The 16,773-nt window shown below is 71.0% G+C and carries 17 protein-coding genes; 6 read left to right on the top strand and 11 right to left on the bottom strand.

The window, feature by feature from the left end:
* Positions 1-148: 148 nt before the first annotated feature.
* Positions 149-1,735: a D-alanyl-D-alanine carboxypeptidase/D-alanyl-D-alanine endopeptidase gene (gene dacB, locus AB0B29_RS28400; RefSeq protein WP_362244296.1), complete on the bottom strand. Its 1,587-nt coding sequence runs from the start codon at positions 1,733-1,735 to the stop codon at positions 149-151.
* Between the two features lie 79 nt (positions 1,736-1,814).
* Between dacB and AB0B29_RS28395 the strand changes: the two genes are divergently transcribed.
* The gene (locus AB0B29_RS28395) at positions 1,815-2,306 is read left to right on the top strand and encodes an inorganic diphosphatase (protein WP_007452023.1); all 492 of its coding nucleotides are present in this window, start codon (positions 1,815-1,817) and stop codon (positions 2,304-2,306) included.
* Positions 2,307-2,426: 120 nt separating this feature from the next.
* Positions 2,427-4,124: a threonine/serine ThrE exporter family protein gene (locus tag AB0B29_RS28390; protein ID WP_362244295.1), complete on the top strand. Its 1,698-nt coding sequence runs from the start codon at positions 2,427-2,429 to the stop codon at positions 4,122-4,124.
* Between the two features lie 88 nt (positions 4,125-4,212).
* On the opposite strand, the gene AB0B29_RS28385 is transcribed toward AB0B29_RS28390, so the two are convergent.
* Entirely contained in the window at positions 4,213-5,181 is a 969-nt protein-coding gene (locus AB0B29_RS28385; protein ID WP_362244294.1) for a VTT domain-containing protein, read from the bottom strand.
* 135 nt (positions 5,182-5,316) lie between these two features.
* Here AB0B29_RS28385 and AB0B29_RS28380 point away from each other — a divergent pair, with 135 nt between their 5' ends.
* Complete coding sequence (locus AB0B29_RS28380; protein ID WP_031110265.1) at positions 5,317-5,682, top strand: YbjQ family protein; 366 nt, start codon at positions 5,317-5,319, stop codon at positions 5,680-5,682.
* Between the two features lie 18 nt (positions 5,683-5,700).
* On the opposite strand, the gene AB0B29_RS28375 is transcribed toward AB0B29_RS28380, so the two are convergent.
* Entirely contained in the window at positions 5,701-6,462 is a 762-nt protein-coding gene (locus tag AB0B29_RS28375) for a MerR family transcriptional regulator (RefSeq protein ID WP_362244293.1), read from the bottom strand.
* A 122-nt stretch (positions 6,463-6,584) separates the two neighbouring features.
* Here AB0B29_RS28375 and AB0B29_RS28370 point away from each other — a divergent pair, with 122 nt between their 5' ends.
* Both AB0B29_RS28370 and AB0B29_RS28365 read left to right on the top strand, forming a co-directional pair.
* Positions 6,585-7,871, top strand: coding sequence for an ion channel protein (locus AB0B29_RS28370; RefSeq protein WP_362244292.1), 1,287 nt, complete (start codon positions 6,585-6,587; stop codon positions 7,869-7,871).
* 51 nt (positions 7,872-7,922) lie between these two features.
* Entirely contained in the window at positions 7,923-9,329 is a 1,407-nt protein-coding gene (locus AB0B29_RS28365) for a glutamate decarboxylase (RefSeq protein ID WP_362244291.1), read from the top strand.
* A gap of 27 nt (positions 9,330-9,356) precedes the next feature.
* Here the strand turns inward: AB0B29_RS28365 and AB0B29_RS28360 are convergent, their stop codons facing one another.
* The 6 genes from AB0B29_RS28360 to AB0B29_RS28335 form a co-directional block, all read right to left on the bottom strand.
* A complete protein-coding gene (locus AB0B29_RS28360; RefSeq protein ID WP_362244290.1) occupies positions 9,357-10,118 on the bottom strand; it encodes an ABC transporter permease in 762 nt (253 codons plus the stop codon).
* Entirely contained in the window at positions 10,115-11,065 is a 951-nt protein-coding gene (locus AB0B29_RS28355; protein ID WP_362244289.1) for an ATP-binding cassette domain-containing protein, read from the bottom strand. The genes AB0B29_RS28360 and AB0B29_RS28355 overlap by 4 nt, the downstream gene beginning before the upstream one ends.
* A gap of 73 nt (positions 11,066-11,138) precedes the next feature.
* Positions 11,139-11,780, bottom strand: a complete 642-nt coding sequence (locus tag AB0B29_RS28350; protein WP_362244288.1) for a PadR family transcriptional regulator — start codon at positions 11,778-11,780, stop codon at positions 11,139-11,141.
* Between the two features lie 10 nt (positions 11,781-11,790).
* Positions 11,791-12,342, bottom strand: coding sequence for a DinB family protein (locus AB0B29_RS28345; RefSeq protein ID WP_362244287.1), 552 nt, complete (start codon positions 12,340-12,342; stop codon positions 11,791-11,793).
* Between the two features lie 107 nt (positions 12,343-12,449).
* Complete coding sequence (locus AB0B29_RS28340; protein ID WP_362244286.1) at positions 12,450-13,913, bottom strand: aldehyde dehydrogenase family protein; 1,464 nt, start codon at positions 13,911-13,913, stop codon at positions 12,450-12,452.
* Positions 13,914-14,009: 96 nt separating this feature from the next.
* Positions 14,010-14,834, bottom strand: coding sequence for a helix-turn-helix domain-containing protein (locus tag AB0B29_RS28335; RefSeq protein WP_362244364.1), 825 nt, complete (start codon positions 14,832-14,834; stop codon positions 14,010-14,012).
* A gap of 363 nt (positions 14,835-15,197) precedes the next feature.
* On the opposite strand from AB0B29_RS28335, the gene AB0B29_RS28330 reads away from it, so the two are divergent.
* Entirely contained in the window at positions 15,198-15,692 is a 495-nt protein-coding gene (locus tag AB0B29_RS28330) for an ATP-binding protein (RefSeq protein ID WP_362244285.1), read from the top strand.
* A 92-nt stretch (positions 15,693-15,784) separates the two neighbouring features.
* On the opposite strand, the gene AB0B29_RS28325 is transcribed toward AB0B29_RS28330, so the two are convergent.
* Together AB0B29_RS28325 and rpsR are read right to left on the bottom strand one after the other, a co-directional pair.
* Positions 15,785-16,003, bottom strand: a complete 219-nt coding sequence (locus tag AB0B29_RS28325) for a DUF397 domain-containing protein (protein WP_050810297.1) — start codon at positions 16,001-16,003, stop codon at positions 15,785-15,787.
* A 532-nt stretch (positions 16,004-16,535) separates the two neighbouring features.
* Positions 16,536-16,769 carry a 30S ribosomal protein S18 gene (gene rpsR / locus AB0B29_RS28320; protein WP_362244284.1) on the bottom strand — a complete coding sequence of 78 codons (234 nt, stop codon included), beginning with the start codon at positions 16,767-16,769 and terminating at the stop codon, positions 16,536-16,538.
* Positions 16,770-16,773: the final 4 nt, after the last annotated feature.

Below are 16,773 nucleotides of genomic sequence, written 5' to 3'. Positions count from 1 at the left end.
GCGGGCACGCCCCCGACCGGGGCAGCGCGGCGAGCCATGTCGGCAGTACGCCCCCGATCCGGGCAGCGCGGCAAGCTCTGTCGGCGGGCCCGCCCCCGGTGCCGGGGCAGGTGCGGGTGGCCGTGGCGCGCCGGGCCGGTCCCGTCCGTCACCTGCAGCCGCACGCCGCCAGGGCCGTCGCGATCCGGTCCAGGGCCTGTTGGGACGCCGTAGCCCTGCCGGGGTCCGTGCCGGAGGCCATGAAGGCGAAGGCCAGCAGGCGGCCGTCCTCGTCGACGAGGGTGCCCGCGAGGGTGTGGACGCCGGAGAGGGTGCCGGTCTTGGCGCGGACGACACCGGACGCCCCGTCGCGGTAGCGGGTGGTCAGGGTGCCGGTGAAGCCGGCGACGGGGAGGCCGGTGAGGGCCGGGCGCAGCTCCGGGTGGGAGGGGTCGGCCGCCTTCGCGAGCAGCGCGGTGAGGAGGCCGGGGGTCAGCCGGTCGGCGCGGTCGAGGCCGCTGCCGTCCTTGAAGGCGGCGCCCTCCAGAGGGAGGCCGAGCTCCCGCAACCGGGAGCCGATGGCCCGGCCGGCTCCGGCGAAGTCGGCCCGTTCGCCCGTGGCGATCGCCGTCTGGCGGGCGAGGGCCTCGGCGATGTCGTTGTCGCTGTTGGTCAGCATGCGCTCGACGAGAGCGGACAGCGGGGGTGAGGAGACGGCCGCGAGGGTCTTGGCGCGGGTCGTGGCCTTGGACGGGCCGGGGGCGGTGGTCGTGATGCCGTACGACGCCAGGAGCTCCGCGAACCGGTGGGCCGCGTCCGCCGCCGGGTCCTCCACCCGTTCGACGGGACCGCGCGTCGAGTCGTTCGTGCGGCCTTCGTCGGCCATCAGGGGGCTGACGAGGGCGAGGTTGGGGTTGTCCCCGATCGGGTGTTTTTCGTCGCCCGTGTAGAGGGTCGTGTCGTAGGAGAGGGTCACCTCGCGCACTCCCCGGTCGGCGAGCGCGGCGGCCGTCCGGGCGGCCAGGGTGCGCAGACTCGCCGATCCTGCGGGGTTCTCCCGGGCGGTGAGGGTGGGGTCGCCGCCCCCGACCAGGACGACTTCCTTCGTGTCGGGTTCCAGCGCGGCGCGGGTGGTGAGGCGGTGGTCGGGGCCCATCGCGGACAGCGCGGCGACGGCCGTGGCGATCTTCGTCGTGGAGGCCGGGGTGAGTCCGGCGCCCGCGCCGGAGCCGAACAGGCGCCGTCCGCTGGTCACGTCCAGGACCGCCGCGGCGGGCCGGGGGCCCAGGGCGGGGTCTTTGAGCAGGGGGCGCAGGGCGTCCGCGAGGGCCTTGCCGTCCGGGGCGGACCTCACGGTGCTGACGCCGCCGAGGCCGGTCAGCACGGGTCCGGCGCTGGGGGCGGGCCGGGGCCGCCCGGGTGCGCCGGGGGCGCTGCCGTGATCTGTGCCACCCGCGCGGCCCAGGGCCACTGCCCGGTCCCGCTCGGCCGTACGCTGACCCGAGGAGTCCCAGGGACCGGCGGCGGTCACCACACCGGCGGTCAGTGCGAGTCCGGCGGTGGCGGCGCCCGCCGTGTACTGCCAGGTCTTCGGCCGCGTGACCTTTGCGACCTGCGGTTTCCCGGCTCGTGCGAGCCGCGCGAGCCGTGGTTTCGTGGCTGCCGCGGCTCTGGCCAGGCGCGGTCGTACGGCATCCGCGAGCCGCACCACGTGCGGTTTCGCGGCCCGCCAAGGCCTCAGCTCTGGCACGACCACCAGCCCCTTTCGCGATCACACACCTGCGTGAGGGACACTTAACCACCAGAACTATGTGTTGATCATGGAGGAGCCACCGGTGGAGTTCGACGTCACGATCGAGATTCCGAAGGGTTCGCGCAACAAGTACGAGGTGGACCACGAGACCGGTCGTATCCGCCTGGACCGGCGACTCTTCACCTCGACCGCCTACCCGACCGACTACGGCTTCGTCGAGAACACCCTCGGCGAGGACGGCGACCCGCTGGACGCGCTGGTCATCCTCGACGAGCCGACGTTCCCGGGCTGCCTGATCCGCTGCCGCGCGATCGGCATGTTCCGCATGACGGACGAGGCCGGCGGCGACGACAAGCTGCTGTGCGTGCCGTCGACGGACCCGCGCGTGGAGCACCTGCGGGACATCCACCACGTGTCGGAGTTCGACCGCCTGGAGATCCAGCACTTCTTCGAGGTCTACAAGGACCTGGAGCCGGGCAAGTCGGTCGAGGGTGCCGACTGGGTGGGGCGCACCGACGCCGAGGCCGAGATCGAGCGGTCCTACAAGCGTTTCAAGGACCAGGGCGGTCACTGACCTCCTCTCCTTGATGCTCACGGGCCGCACGCCTGCGTGTGCGGCCCGTTGGTCCGTCTGTGCGCATACTGAAGCTGTGGGGGGTACGAGGCTGACGTGTCGTACAGGGAGCGCCAGGCAGTGACGGACGCGGAGGACCGCAAACCGAAGTCGGACGAGGCAAGGAGTGCGTTCGTCCCTCCGGCCGGGACCGGCGTCGACGGGGACATGTCGACGACGTCGGAGTTCGCGATCCCCGAGGGGCTGGCGCTGCACAGAACGGCCGGTGCGGAGTCCGACACGACGTCCGAGTTCGCGGTGCCGCAGGGGCTGGACGTTCACCATGCGCCCTCGGGGGAGCAGGAGGGGTCGGCTTTCACCCCGCCGAGCACGTACAGCTCCAAGCACGCCCCGTCGGCATTCACGCCGCCGAGCGGGATTCCCGTGGTCAGCCTGACCAAGGACGTGCCCTGGCAGGACCGGATGCGCACCATGCTGCGCATGCCGGTGGCGGAGCGGCCGGCGCCGGAACCGAGCCAGCGCAGCACGGACGAGGCAGGTCCCGCGGTGCCGCGCGTGCTCGACCTGACGCTGCGCATCGGCGAGTTGCTGCTGGCGGGCGGTGAGGGCGCCGAGGACGTGGAGGCGGCGATGTTCGCCGTCTGCCGGTCGTACGGGCTGGACCGTTGCGAGCCCAACGTCACCTTCACGCTGCTGGCGATCTCGTACCAGCCGTCCCTGGTCGACGACCCGGTCACGGCGTCGCGGACCGTGCGGCGCCGGGGCACGGACTACACGCGTCTGGCGGCCGTGTACCAGCTGGTGGACGACCTCAGTGACGACGAGACGGCGGTCTCCCTGGAGGAGGCCTACCGGCGGCTGGCGGAGATCCGCCGTAACCGGCACCCCTATCCGGGCTGGGCGCTGACCGGGGCGAGCGGGCTGCTGGCCGGTGCGGCGTCCGTGCTGGTGGGCGGCGACCTGATCGTGTTCGTCGCCGCGGCGCTGGGTGCGATGCTCGGTGACCGGCTGGCGTGGCTGTGCGCGGGGCGCGGGCTGCCGGAGTTCTACCAGTTCACGGTGGCCGCGATGCCGCCGGCCGCGATCGGGGTCGCGCTGACGATCGGCCATGTGGACGTGAAGGCCTCCGCGGTCATCACCGGTGGGCTGTTCGCGCTGCTGCCGGGGCGGGCCCTGGTGGCGGGTGTGCAGGACGGACTGACCGGCTTCTACATCACCGCGTCCGCGCGGCTGCTGGAGGTCATGTACTTCTTCGTCGGCATCGTCGCCGGTGTGCTGCTGGTGCTGTACTTCGGCGTGCAGCTGGGCGCGCGGCTCAACCCCGACCAGGCGCTCGGCGCCTCCGACGACCCGGTGATGATGATCGGCGCGTCGATGCTGCTGTCACTGGCGTTCGCGGTGCTGCTCCAGCAGGATCGATCCACCGTCATGTGGGTGACGCTGAACGGCGGTGTCGCGTGGATCGTGTACGGCGCGATGCACTACGTGGGTGACATCTCGCCGGTGGCGTCCACGGCGGCGGCCGCCGGGCTCGTGGGGCTGTTCGGGCAGTTGCTGTCCCGGTACCAGTTCGCCTCCGCCCTGCCCTACACGACGGCGGCGATCGGGCCCCTGCTGCCCGGTTCCGCGACGTACTTCGGGCTGCTGGCGATCGCGCAGAGCGAGGTGGACGAGGGGCTGGTGTCGCTGTCGAAGGCGGTGGCGCTCGCCATGGCCATCGCCATCGGGGTGAACCTGGGGTCCGAGATCTCCCGGATGTTCCTGAGGATCGGCTCCGCGGAGAAGCGCCGGGCCGCCAAGCGCACGAGGGGTTTCTAGCGCCGAGAAGGTCGGGGCTGGGGTACGTCGGCGGCCGCGGGCCGGTGGGGGTGTTCGCGCAGTTCCCCGCGCCCCCGGGACAGTCGGGTCAGTAGCCGTTGCTGTAAGGCCCCTGCTGCGTGCCGTACGGCTGCTGGTGGCCGCCCTGCTGCGGGTGGCCGTAGCCCGGGGCAGGCTGCTGGTGCCCGCCCTGCTGCGGGTGGCCGTAGCCCGGGGCAGGCTGCTGGTGGCCGCCCTGCTGCTGCCCGTAGCCCGGGCTCTGCGGGTACTGGCCGTAGTACTGCTGGTCGTCGTAGCCGTTCTGGTTGCCGTAGGGGGGCTGCTGCCGCTGCTGGTGGGGCGGCTGGTCGTCGGGGGTGATGCGGCGGAGCTGGGTCGTCGCGTCGTCCATGGCGGGGGGCTGCTGCTGCCGCTGTTCGGGGGCCTCGGCCGCCGCGCGCTTCTTCTTCGAACGGTCGCGCAGGTACTCGATGAGGATCGGGACGACGGAGACCAGGACGATCAGGACGAGGATCGCCTCGACGTTCTTCTTGATGAAGCCGATCTGGCCGAGCCAGTAACCCGCGAGGGTGACGCCGGTGCCCCAGGCGACGCCGCCGATGACGTTGTACGTGAGGAAGGTGCGGTACTTCATGCGGCCGGCGCCCGCCACGATGGGGGCGAAGGTGCGCACGATGGGGACGAAGCGGGCCAGGACGATCGCCTTGGGGCCGTGCTTCTCCATGAACTCGTGGGCCTTGTCCAGGTTCTCCTGCTTGAAGAGCTTGGAGTTGGGACGGCTGAAGAGCTTCGGGCCCAGAAACTTGCCGATCATGTAACCCACTTGGTCGCCGAGGACGGCGGCGAGCACGATCAGCATGCAGACCAGCCACAGCGGCTGGGTGATGTAGGTGCCCTCGGCCACGAAGAGCCCGGCCGTGAACAGCAGGGAGTCGCCCGGCAGGAACGCGAAGAGACCGGACTCCGCGAAGACGATGAGCAGGATGCCGGGCAGGCTGAACGTCGAGATCAGGTAGTCCGGGCTGAGCCACTCGGGGCCGAGCGCAAGCGTGGTCACGGGGATGTGGCTCCTGCTGCAGTGGGGTACGGGCGGGGGCTGGCTGCCTCAAAGTATCAACGCAGCCGTCATGGCCCAGGTTCCATGGGCGTACTCAGGATGCACTGTGCCCGGCCCCGGTCAAAGCTGTGCACCATGGGCATCGATGAGTACGGCGGTGGACAGGGACCGGAGCCGGAGGTTCTCGTCGTCACGACGAACGACGTACCCGGCTACCACGTGCGGGAGGTGATCGGCGAGGTCTTCGGCCTGACCGTGCGGTCCCGGCACGTGGGGAGCCAGATCGGCGCCGGGCTGAAGTCGATGGTCGGGGGCGAGCTGCGCGGGCTCACGAAGACGCTGGTGCAGACCCGCAACCAGGCGATGGAACGGCTCGTGGAGCAGGCACGCGCGCGTGGCGCCAACGGCATCCTGGCGTTCCGCTTCGACGTGACGGAGGCGGCGGACGTCGGCACCGAGGTGTGCGCGTACGGCACGGCGGTGGTCCTGACCCGGGAGTGAGGCCTCCCGGGCCGGGGATCACGAGGTGTGACGTGCCGCGTTGGCGACGATCGCGTCCCTCAGGTGCTCGGCGAGGCCCTCGCGCATGGAGTCGTAGAACGCCTTGAAGCGCTCGTCCGAGACGTACATCTCGGCCAGACCGATGTGCATCTCGTACGGGCAGTCGTAGAACCAGCCGCAGATGTGCTGCCGGTGCTCCTCGGCCATGTCCATGGCCGCCCGGGAGGTCGGCGGTTCACCGGCGGTCATCAGGGCGTCGTAGCGCTCGCCCCAGTCGGCCACCTCTGCCTGCATGCGTTTCCAGTCGTCCTTGGTGTAGCGCGCGGCGCGGCGCTGCGACTCGGCGTACGCCTCGGTGCCGCCCCAGCGCTGCTCCGCTTCCTCGGCGTGCTGTTCCGGGTCCTTGTCGCCGAACACCTCGAAGCGCTCTTCGGGGGTGAGGTTGATGCCCATCGTGCGTGCCTCCATGGCGTGTTCCACGGCCGTCGCCATCTTCTGCAGTTTCTCGATCCGGGCGGTCAGCAGGTCGTGCTGGCGGCGCAGGTGCGCGCGCGGGTCCGCGTCGGGGTCGTCGAGCAGGGCGGCGACCTCGTCGAGCGGGAAGCCGAGCTCCCGGTAGAACAGGATCTGCTGCAGCCGGTCGAGATCGGCGTCGCTGTAGCGCCGGTGACCCGCGTGGCTGCGTTCGCTCGGGACGAGCAGGCCGATGTCGTCGTAGTGGTGCAGCGTGCGCACCGTGACGCCGGCGAAGCCCGCGACCTGTCCCACGGAGTAGCCCACTTCCGCGCCCTCCTTCTTCCGTCTTCTTCCGTGCTCCACGGTCGGGCCTCACGCCACGTGAGGTGCAAGCGTGTTGCCCATGTATCCCGTTTGTGCGGTTTGATCCGTTTATCGTGTGCCCCGTGGTCCAGGACTCCGAAGACCAGGCTCCCGCCGTCCATCCGTCGACACCCGCCCGCACCCTGCTGCCGTCGATCGTGCCCGCCGTCGTCGTGGGCGTGATCTCCAGCCTGATCCTGGTGGGGGTGGAGGTCGCCGCCGAGCAGTTGCAGGACGTGCTGTGGGAGACCGTGCCGGACGCGATCGGGGTCGGCCGGTACTCGGTGGCGTGGATGTTCGCGGTGCTCACCGCGACCGGCGTCGCGGTCGGGCTGGTGGTGTGGAAGGCGCCGGGACACGCCGGCCCGGATCCGGCGACCGTCGGACTGGACGCCCCCGTGCTGTCGCCCGTCGTGCTCCCGGGGCTGCTGCTGGTGACCGCGCTCATGCTGGCCGGAGGGCCCAGTCTCGGCCCCGAGAACCCGATCATCACCGTGAACGTGGGCCTCGCGGTCTGGCTGGGTGGCTGGTTCATCCCCCGGGCGCCGGGGCGGATCTGGCCGGCGCTCGCGGAGTCGGCGACCATCGGCGCCCTGTTCGGCACCCCGGTGGCGGCCGCCCTGGCGATCTCCGAGCTGCTGGCCCGCCGGGAGACCCGCGGCATGCTGTGGGACAACCTCTTCGCGCCGCTGACCGCCGCGGCCTCCGGTTCCCTGACCATCACCCTCCTCGACCACCCGAGCTTCGCCCTGAACCTGCCGTCCTTCGGTCGGCCGGGCTGGTCCGACCTGCTGGCGTCGATCGTGGTCGCCTCGGTGGGCGCGCTGCTCGCCCTGTGCGCCGTGCGGGCCTTCCCGTACGTCCACGCGGCGTTCCGGCGGCTGCGGCACCCGATGCTGATGCTCCCGGCGGGCGGGATCGTGCTCGGCGCTCTCGCGGCCCTGGGCGGTCATCTGACGCTGTTCAAGGGGCTCGACGAGATCGCCACGCTGGCGCACGACCCGAACGGCTGGTCGGCCGGGGAGTTCGCCGTCATGACGGTGGTGAAGCTGGCCGCCCTGGTCGTCGCCGCGTCCTGCGGTTTCCGGGGCGGGCGGATCTTCCCCGCCGTGTTCGTCGGCACCGCACTCGGCCTGTGCGCGCACGCCCTGGTGTCCGGGGTGCACCCCTCGGTGGGGGTGTCCGCCGGGGTGCTCGGGGTGCTGCTGGCGATCACGCGGCAGGGCTGGATCAGCCTGTTCGTGGCCGCGGTACTGGTCGCCGAGCCCGGGATCATCGCCCTGCTCTGCATCGCCTCGCTGCCGGCCTGGCTGCTGGTCACCGGCCGGCCGCAGATGCAACTGCGCAAGGACGGCACATCGGTCCACTGAGCTCCTGTCGAAGTCACGCTCCCCCCGCAGAACTCACCCCTGGAGGCACCCATGCCGCTCCACGAAGGCCCCCGCCGAGCCGCCGAGAGCCGCCTGTCCGTCAACCCCTTCTACGGCCCCGCCAACCCACTCGGCGACATGGCCGAGGCTCCGCCCACCCACCGGCTCTCGGACCAGCCCATCGCGCCGGCGACCGCCCACCAGCTGGTGCGCGACGAGCTGATGCTCGACGGCAACGCCCGGCTGAACCTCGCCACCTTCGTCACCACCTGGATGGAGCCGGAGGCCGGGCTGCTGATGGCGGAGTGCCGGGACAAGAACATGATCGACAAGGACGAGTACCCGCGCACCGCCGAGCTGGAGCGGCGCTGCGTGGCGATGCTCGCGGACCTGTGGCACGCGCCCGACCCGTCGAGTGCCGTGGGGTGCTCGACGACCGGGTCGAGCGAGGCGTGCATGCTCGCCGGGATGGCGCTGAAGCGGCGCTGGGCGAAGCGCAACGCCGACCGCTACCCCGGTGCCCGGCCCAACCTGGTGATGGGCGTGAACGTGCAGGTCTGCTGGGAGAAGTTCTGCACCTTCTGGGAGGTGGAGGCCCGTCTGGTGCCCATGGAGGGCGAGCGGTTCCACCTGGACCCGCAGGCCGCGGCCGAACTGTGCGACGAGAACACCATCGGGGTCGTCGGGATCCTGGGCTCCACGTTCGACGGCTCCTACGAGCCGATCGCCGACCTGTGCGCGGCACTCGACGCGCTGCAGGAACGGACCGGGCTCGATGTCCCGGTGCATGTCGACGGGGCGTCGGGGGCCATGGTCGCGCCGTTCCTCGACGAGGACCTGGTGTGGGACTTCCGGCTGCCGAGGGTGGCGTCGATCAACACCTCGGGGCACAAGTACGGGCTGGTCTACCCGGGCGTCGGCTGGGCGCTGTGGCGGGACGCGGAGGCGCTGCCGGAGGAGCTGGTGTTCCGGGTGAACTACCTGGGCGGCGACATGCCGACGTTCGCGCTGAACTTCTCCCGCCCGGGCGCACAGGTCGTGGCGCAGTACTACACGTTCCTGCGGCTGGGCCGGGACGGCTACCGGGCCGTCCAGCAGGCCGCGCGGGACGTGGCCACGCAGCTGGCCGGGCGGGTCGAGGCGCTCGGCGACTTCCGGCTGCTGACCCGGGGCGACGAACTGCCCGTGTTCGCCTTCACGACCGCCCCGGACGTGACGGCGTACGACGTCTTCGACGTGTCCCGGCGGCTGCGCGAGCACGGCTGGCTGGTGCCCGCGTACACGTTCCCCAAGAACCGTCAGGACCTGTCCGTGCTGCGGGTGGTGTGCCGCAACGGCTTCTCCGCCGACCTCGCCGACCTGCTCGCGCAGGACCTGGAGCGGCTGCTGCCGGACCTGCGCCGGCAGCCGCGCCCGCTGACCGAGGACAAGGGCGCGGCGACCGGGTTCCACCACTAGGGCCTGTCGGGACCGCGCGGGCGCTCCCTAGCGGCTCAGCCGCGCGAACCGGCGCACCGCCAGCGGGAAGAACACCGCCAGCAGGGCCAGGGGCCAGACGACCGCGGCCCAGGCGTGCCCGGACTCCGTGCCGGGCACGCCGAACAGGTGCCGGACGGCCGTGGCCGTGTGGGACATGGGGTTCCATTCGACGACCGTGCCCAGCCAGCCGGGCATGGAGCCGGGTGCGGCCAGTGCGTTGGAGAGGAAGCCGACCGGCCAGACCAGGATCTGCACGGCCTGGACCATCTCCGGCTTGCCCGCCACCAGGGCCAGGTGGATGCCGATCCACAGCATCGCGAACCGGAACAGGAGCAGCAGTCCCACGGCGGCGAGGAGAGCCGCCGGACCGCCCCCGGGCCGCCAGCCGAGCGCGGCGCCCACTCCGATGAGCACGACCAGGCCCAGCGCCGACTGGAGCATGTCGGCGGCCGAACGGCCCACCAGCACCGCCCCATTGGCCATGGGCATCGAGCGGAACCGGTCGATGACGCCCTTGTCGAGGTCCTGCGTGACGGCGAGCATCGTGCCCTCCAGGCCGAAGGCCATGGTGAGCGCGAGCATGCCGGGGATCAGGTAGTCGCGGTACTCGCCGCTCACCCCGCGGCCGCCGCCGACGAGGTAGCCGAACATCAGCAGCAGCATCACCGGGAAGACCAGGTTGACGACCACCTGCACCGGCTGCCGTCCCCAGCGGGCGAGTTCCCGGCGGGTCATGGTCCAGGAGTCGGTCAGGGCGTGCGCGCTCACGCGGTCTCCTTCACTCGGTGGTCGTCCCCGGTGAGGTGCAGGAACACCTCGTCCAGCGTCGGGCGGCGCAGGGCGACGTCCTCCGCCTCGATCCCGGCTTCTCGAAGGGCCCGTACGACCCCGGAGAGCGCCCCCATGCGGTCGGTGACCGGGGCGCTCAGCAGCCGTCGGTCGGCGTCGACGCTGATCCCCGTGAGCGGCAACAGGGCGACCGCGGCCCCCAATTGACCGGCGTCGCGCAGGACCACGTCGATGCGGTCGCCGCCCGTCTCGGCCTTCAGTTCGTCCGCCGTGCCCTCGGCGATGACCCGGCCGGCGTCGACGACCGAGATGCGGTCGGCGAGCTGGTCGGCCTCCTCCAGGTACTGGGTGGTGAGCAGGACCGTCGTGCCGCCGCCGACCAGGGAGCGGACGGACGACCACACCTCGGCACGGCCGCGGGGGTCCAGACCGGTGGTGGGCTCGTCCAGGAACAGCACCTCCGGCTCCGTGATCAGGGACGCGGCGAGGTCCAGGCGGCGCCGCATGCCGCCGCTGTACTGCCGCACCGCCTTGCGGCCGGTGTCGGCCAGGCCGAAACGCTCCAGGAGTTCGTCCGCACGCGCGCGTGCCCGCCGCGTGCCCAGATGGTGCAGCCGGCCGAACAGCTCCAGGTTCTGCCGTCCGCCGAGCTCCTCGTCGAGCGCGGCGTGCTGGCCGAGCAGGCCGATGCGCAGCCGCACCGCGTAGGCCTCACGCACCACGTCGTGCCCCGCCACCTCGATCCGGCCCGCGTCGGGCCGCAGCAGGGTGGCCAGGACCCTCACCAGGGTGGTCTTGCCCGCGCCGTTCGGGCCGAGCACCCCGTGCACCGTGCCGCGCCCGACCGTGAGGCCGAGCCCGTTCAGCGCCTTCTTGCCGCCGTACCTCTTCTCCGCGCCTTCGACGATGATCGCCGTGTCGGCCACCGGGCCTCCCTCGCTAGTCAAACTTGACTACATGCTCGAAGGTAACCCCGTCCGAGCCAGTCGTCAAACTTGATTAGCGAGCATCCCCGGGGTGTCGTTCCCCCGTCGCGTACGGGTTCTCCTGGTCGTCGGCCAGCACGCCGACGAACGGTTCGCCCTCGTCGGCGAAGGTGTAGGCGCCGCCCTCGATGCGCTCGATGAGGCCGCGGGTCCACTCGCCCTCGGAGTCGGCCGTGTGGACCCACATGTTCATGATCTCGCCGATGTGCCCGAGCTGCCCGGGCCCCTCCTCGGGCACGTAGTGCTCCAGGACGGCGGCCCGCCACTGCTCGATCCGCAGGGTACGTTCCTTCAGCAGCGCCACCGCCTCGGCCCGTGGCAGGTCGACGACGAAGCCGACGGCGGCCGTCTTCATGTCCCCGCGCTGGTCGTAGGTGACCAGCGCCTCCCGCAGCAGCCGGAAGTACTCCTCGGTGCCCTGCCCGGTGATCTCGTACTCCGTGCGCGGCGGGCCGCCCGCGGTGGACGGGGCGGTCTCGTGCGCGTCCAGCAGCCCCTGCTTGGCCATCTGCTTCAGGGCGTGGTAGATCGAGCCGGGCTTGGCGGTGGACCACTCGTGCGCGCCCCAGTACTCCAGGTCGTTGCGCACCTGGTAGCCGTGGGCGCGACCGTGCATACGGACCGCGCCGAGCACGAGGAGGCGGATCGCTGACATGCGGTCCAGGTTAGGACGCGGCCGCCGCCCGCTGTTCCTCGGCCACCAGCTCGAAGGCGGTCCTGCCGTCCAGGGACTCGCGGATGATGTCGGCGTGACCGGCGTGCCGGGCCGTCTCGCGGATGAGATGCAGGCAGAGCCAGCGGTGGGAGACCCGGCCGTCCGGCGGGAACCAGGGCTGGGCCGGCAGCGCGAAGGTGTCGTCGAGACTCGGGACCGAGCGGATGTAGGCCTCGGTCCCGGCGGCGACCTTCTCCCAGTAGGCCAGCTGCGACGCGACGGTCTCGCCCTCGACCAGCTGGAAGCACTCGTGCCAGTTGGTCTGGTCCCGCACGATGGCCGGCGGCTCACCCTTGGCCAGCGAGACCCACATCTGCTCGACCTCGGCGACGTGCTTGACCAGCCCGGCCAGGGACAGCTCACTGGCGCTGGGACGGGAGCCCGCCTGCTCGTCCGTCAGCCCGAGCACCGCCCGGCGCACGCCGCCGCGCTGCTCGGCGATGAAGGACAGGAGCGCTCCCCGCTCGTCGCCGTGTGCCTCCGCCGGAACGTGAGTGACCATGACCGCCGCCTTTCGCCGGGCCCGGGGGGCTCTCCCCCTGACACCGACCAAGCTACGGACCCTTGCGGTCAGGTTCTGTCCGCAAGGACCCGGGGCGGCGAAAGACGCTAGAACGGGAAGCCGCTCCGGCCGTGCTGCACCGAGATCCACTTGGTCGTGGTGAACGAGTCGAGCATCGTGTCGCCGTTGAGCCGGCCGATGCCCGAGTGCTTCTCACCGCCGAAGGGGACGATCGGCTCGTCGTGCACGGTGCCGTCGTTCACGTGGAACATGCCCGTGTCGATCTGCTGGGCGAAGGCGACGCCCCGCTCGACGTTCCCGGTGTGGACGGCACCGCTCAGGCCGTAGGGCGTGTCGTTGACCAGCCGTACGGCCTCCTCCTCGCCGTCGAACGGGACGAGGAAGGCGACCGGCCCGAAGACCTCCTGGCGCAGCAGCGCCGAGTCGGCGGGGACGTCGGTCAGCACCGACGGCTCGACGAGGTTGTCGGTCCGCCCACCGCGCACCAGGGCCGTGGCGCCCTCGGCGAGGGCCTGCTCGACCACGCCGGAGACGGCGTCCGCCTGCGAGGAGTTGATGACCGGGCCGATGACGGTCTGCGGGTCGCGCGGGTCACCCGTCTTGAGGGTCTTCACCTTGGCGACGAACTTCTCGGTGAACTCGTCCGCGATCGAACGGTCGACGAGGACGCGGTTGGCCGCCATGCAGACCTGGCCCTGGTGGACGTACCGGCTGAAGACGGCCGCGTCGACCGCGTAGTCGATGTCGGCGTCGTCGAGGACCACCAGCGCGCTGTTGCCGCCCAGTTCGAGCACGGAGCGCTTGAACAGCCGGGCGCAGACGGTCGCCACGTGCCGGCCGACCTGGTCGGAGCCGGTGAAGGAGATGACCTTGGGGACCGGGTGCTCGAGGAAGGCGTCGCCGATCTCGGCGATGTCGGTGATGACGACGTTCAGCAGACCGCCGGGCAGCCCCGCGTCCTCGAAGATCTTCGCGACCAGGGAGCCGCCGACGATCGGGGTGTTCTGGTGCGGCTTGAGCACCACGGCGTTGCCGAGCGCGAGCGCCGGGGCGACGGACTTGATCGACAGCAGGAAGGGGAAGTTGAAGGGGCTGATCACGCCCACGACGCCGACCGGCACGCGGTAGACGCGGTTCTCCTTGCCGTCCACCGGCGACGGGATGATCCGGCCCTCGGGGGCCAGCGCCAGGTGGACCGCCTCGCGCAGGAACTCCTTGGCGAGGTGCAGTTCGAAGGCGGCCTTCAGGCGGGTGCCGCCGAGCTCGGCGATGATGGCCTCGGAGATCTCGGCCTCGCGCTCCTCGATCAGGCGCAGCGCCTTCTCGAAGACCGCCCGGCGGGCGTAGGGGTTGGTCGCGGCCCACTGCTTCTGGGCGCGGGCCGCCGCCCGGTAGGCCTGATCGACCTCGTCGACCGTGGCTATGGTGATCGACGCCAGCTTCTCGTCGTCGTACGGGTTGAAGTCGATGATGTCCCAGGAACCGGTGCCCGGGCGCCACTCACCGTCGATGTACTGCTGTGCAAGGTCGGTGAAGCAGGACGACGACAATGTGATCCCTCGATCCCTAAGCAGACCCCTGATCGCGCCTTCACGATCTGATCACACGTCATCGTACTGACGTTTCAGGCGAGTTGGAGGAGTACTTCAGGAGAGCTGGAGGAGGCCCCGCAGAAGGTCCCGGCTCTCCGACGGGCCCGGGCTGTCGCTCTGGAGCTCCTTGAGCGCCTTCTCGTACTGGGCGACGTCCTCGGCCTTGTCCAGGTACAGCGCGCTGGTGAGCTGCTCCAGGTAGACGACGTCCGAGAGGTCGGATTCCGGGAAGCTGAGGATCGTGAACGCGCCACTTTCGCCGGAGTGGCCGCCGAGGCTGAACGGCACCACCTGGAGCCGGACGTTGGGCCGCTCGGAGATCTCGATGAGGTGCTGGAGCTGGCCCCGCATCACCTCGCGGTCGCCGTACGGGCGGCGCAGGGCGGCCTCGTCCAGGATGATGTGGAAGTCGGGCGCGCGCTCGTCGAAGAGGTACTTCTGCCGCTCCAGCCGCAGCGCCACACGGCGTTCGACGTCGGCCTCGCTCGCGCCCTGCATGCCCCGCCGGACCACCGCGTGGGCGTACGCCTCGGTCTGCAGCAGACCGTGCACGAACTGCACCTCGTACGCCCGGATCAGCGAGGCGGCGCCCTCCAGGCCGACGTAGGTCGGGAACCAGCTGGGCAGCACGTCCGAGTAACTGTGCCACCACCCGGCGACGTTGGCCTCCTTGGCCAGGGACAGCAGGGAGGAGCGCTCCTGCTCGTCGGTGATGCCGTACAGGGTCAGCAGGTCCTCGACGTCTCTGGTCTTGAAGCTCACCCGGCCCAACTCCATCCGGCTGATCTTCGACTCGGAGGCGCGGATCGAATAGCCCGCCGCCTCGCGCGTGATACCCCGCGCCTCACGCAGTCGCCTGAGTTGTGATCCGAGCAGCATGCGCCGCACCACCGATCCCGGCTCTCCCGCGCTCACGTTCGCCAGCCTCCCCAACGTCTTCAGGGGCCGCAGTCTGCCACTAAAACACTCCGAGCAGTACTCGTCCGGTTACGGAAACGGAATCGGGTCGGTCGACGCTCGCGCGCGGGAGCAAGAAGAAGGCAAGCGAACGGCCAAAGGGCGACGCGAAGATGACGGAAAAATTTCCCAACAACCGGTACGGGGCATCTCATTCCGGTCACGTGCACGTGCATCTGCCCTTGCATCTGCTGTACGCATCCGAAACCATGGTCCCGCACCACCGCCGCATCGCACCGACCGCGAATCCCGGGAGTGCCTCGCATGGGGACGAATGGATCGACCATGCTCGAGCCGTTACGGCAGGGCCTTCCGCCGCTGGATCCCGCGGCCGTGTCCGACGCCGCCTCCTGCGCCCTGCCCGCCCGCTACGAAGCGGTGCGCGAGGCACGGCGGTTCACCCGCAGAACGCTCGACCAGTGGGACATGGGCGACCGGTTCGACGACGTCTGCCTGGTGGTCTCGGAACTCGTCACCAACGCGCTGCGGCACGGCCTGCCGACGGGCAATGCCTGTACCGGCGACCGCGAACCCCCTGTGCGGCTGCACCTGATGCGGTGGTCCGAGCGGCTGGTGTGCGCGGTGCGCGATCCCAGCCACGACAGTCCGGTCGCCCGGGAGACCGACGACTTCTCGGCCGAGTCGGGCCGCGGGCTGTTCCTCGTCGACTCCTTCAGCGACAGCTGGGGCTGGCACCCGCTCGCGGGCGCGCTCGACGGCAAGGTGGTCTGGGCGCTGTTCCGGCTGCCGCACGCCGGTTCACGGCCCGGCGGGGAATGAGGGACCGCGGCGCATTCTCGCGTCGCGGTTCTACGCGCGTCACCGCGCACTGAGGGCGCTTCGCCCCGATTTCTACCGGGGCCGGCGGTGTCTCAGCCGCCGACCAGGTGGTCGAACTCGCCGTCCTTCACGCCGAGCAGCATCGCCTCGATCTCCGCACGGGTGTAGACCAGTGCGGGACCGTCGGGGAAGCGCGAGTTGCGTACGGCCACGTCACCGCCCGGCAGCCGGGCGAACTCCACGCACGAGCCCTGCGAGTTGCTGTGCCGGCTCTTCTGCCAGGCCACACCGCGCAGTCCGGCGGCCGCCATACCGTTGTACACGTCGTGGTCCACAGGTCGCTCCCCGGTGGTGCACTGGCTGGTGTGGCCATTGGTGCAGTGGTCAACTGACCCGGATCATAGCCCTGTTCATGTGCAGATGCATGGGCAGATGCACGTGCACGCGGGGTGGTCCCACGGTTACAGCTTTGACGACCGCTTGACCGAAGCTCTCGACTGTTTGACGGCTCGTCCCCTCCTCTCGTTCCCTGCGGCCTGCGTCGAAGTGGCCCGGTTCGGGGAGAGCCGGTGGAGGCGGAGCATCCGCTCGGCGGTGGGTCGAGGCGGCGGCGCGGGGGCCGCACCGGAGAACCGGGAGCTGGGACGCACGGCCCGGCGAAGGGCGTTCGGCCGGCCGACCCGCATCCGGAAGCCGGCCGTGGCCTGCGAGGACGGGGAGAAATGGGCCGGTCGCAGGAGGCCGGGGTCCTCCTGGTGGCCGGTGCGCGGTCCGGACCGGCGCGAGGGGTCCCCCACCCGTCCAGCGTGGGGAAACTCACCCGGGCCGGACGGGCTGTCGGCGTCAGCGGCCGGCGTACGGCAGGAGTGCCATCTCGCGGGCGTTCTTGATGGCCCTGGCGAGTTGCCGTTGCTGCTGGGACGACACCCGGGTGACGCGGCGGCTTCGGATCTTGCCGCGGTCGGAGATGAACTTCCGCAGCAGGTCGGTGTCCTTGTAGTCGACGTACGTGATCCCGGCCTGGTACAGGGGGTTGGGCCGGTCCTTGGCGGGCTTGCGGTCGGGCTTGCGGGGCATGGGG

The organism is Streptomyces tibetensis (assembly GCF_040647715.1).
Lineage (GTDB): Bacteria > Actinomycetota > Actinomycetes > Streptomycetales > Streptomycetaceae > Streptomyces > Streptomyces tibetensis_A.
Note: the sequence above shows the minus strand (reverse complement) of the source record. Positions and strands in the feature narration are given on the sequence as shown.

What these genes read in the sequence shown, in the direction of transcription:
- AB0B29_RS28380 (WP_031110265.1), top strand. Translation starts at nt 5,317, where the DNA reads ATGGGCATCGATGAGTACGGCGGTGGACAGGGACCGGAGCCGGAGGTT.
- AB0B29_RS28365 (WP_362244291.1), top strand. Translation starts at nt 7,923, where the DNA reads ATGCCGCTCCACGAAGGCCCCCGCCGAGCCGCCGAGAGCCGCCTGTCC.
- AB0B29_RS28350 (WP_362244288.1), bottom strand. Translation starts at nt 11,780, where the DNA reads ATGTCAGCGATCCGCCTCCTCGTGCTCGGCGCGGTCCGTATGCACGGT.
- AB0B29_RS28345 (WP_362244287.1), bottom strand. Translation starts at nt 12,342, where the DNA reads ATGGTCACTCACGTTCCGGCGGAGGCACACGGCGACGAGCGGGGAGCG.
- AB0B29_RS28335 (WP_362244364.1), bottom strand. Translation starts at nt 14,834, where the DNA reads ATGCTGCTCGGATCACAACTCAGGCGACTGCGTGAGGCGCGGGGTATC.
- AB0B29_RS28330 (WP_362244285.1), top strand. Translation starts at nt 15,198, where the DNA reads ATGCTCGAGCCGTTACGGCAGGGCCTTCCGCCGCTGGATCCCGCGGCC.
- AB0B29_RS28325 (WP_050810297.1), bottom strand. Translation starts at nt 16,003, where the DNA reads ATGGCGGCCGCCGGACTGCGCGGTGTGGCCTGGCAGAAGAGCCGGCAC.
- rpsR (WP_362244284.1), bottom strand. Translation starts at nt 16,769, where the DNA reads ATGCCCCGCAAGCCCGACCGCAAGCCCGCCAAGGACCGGCCCAACCCC.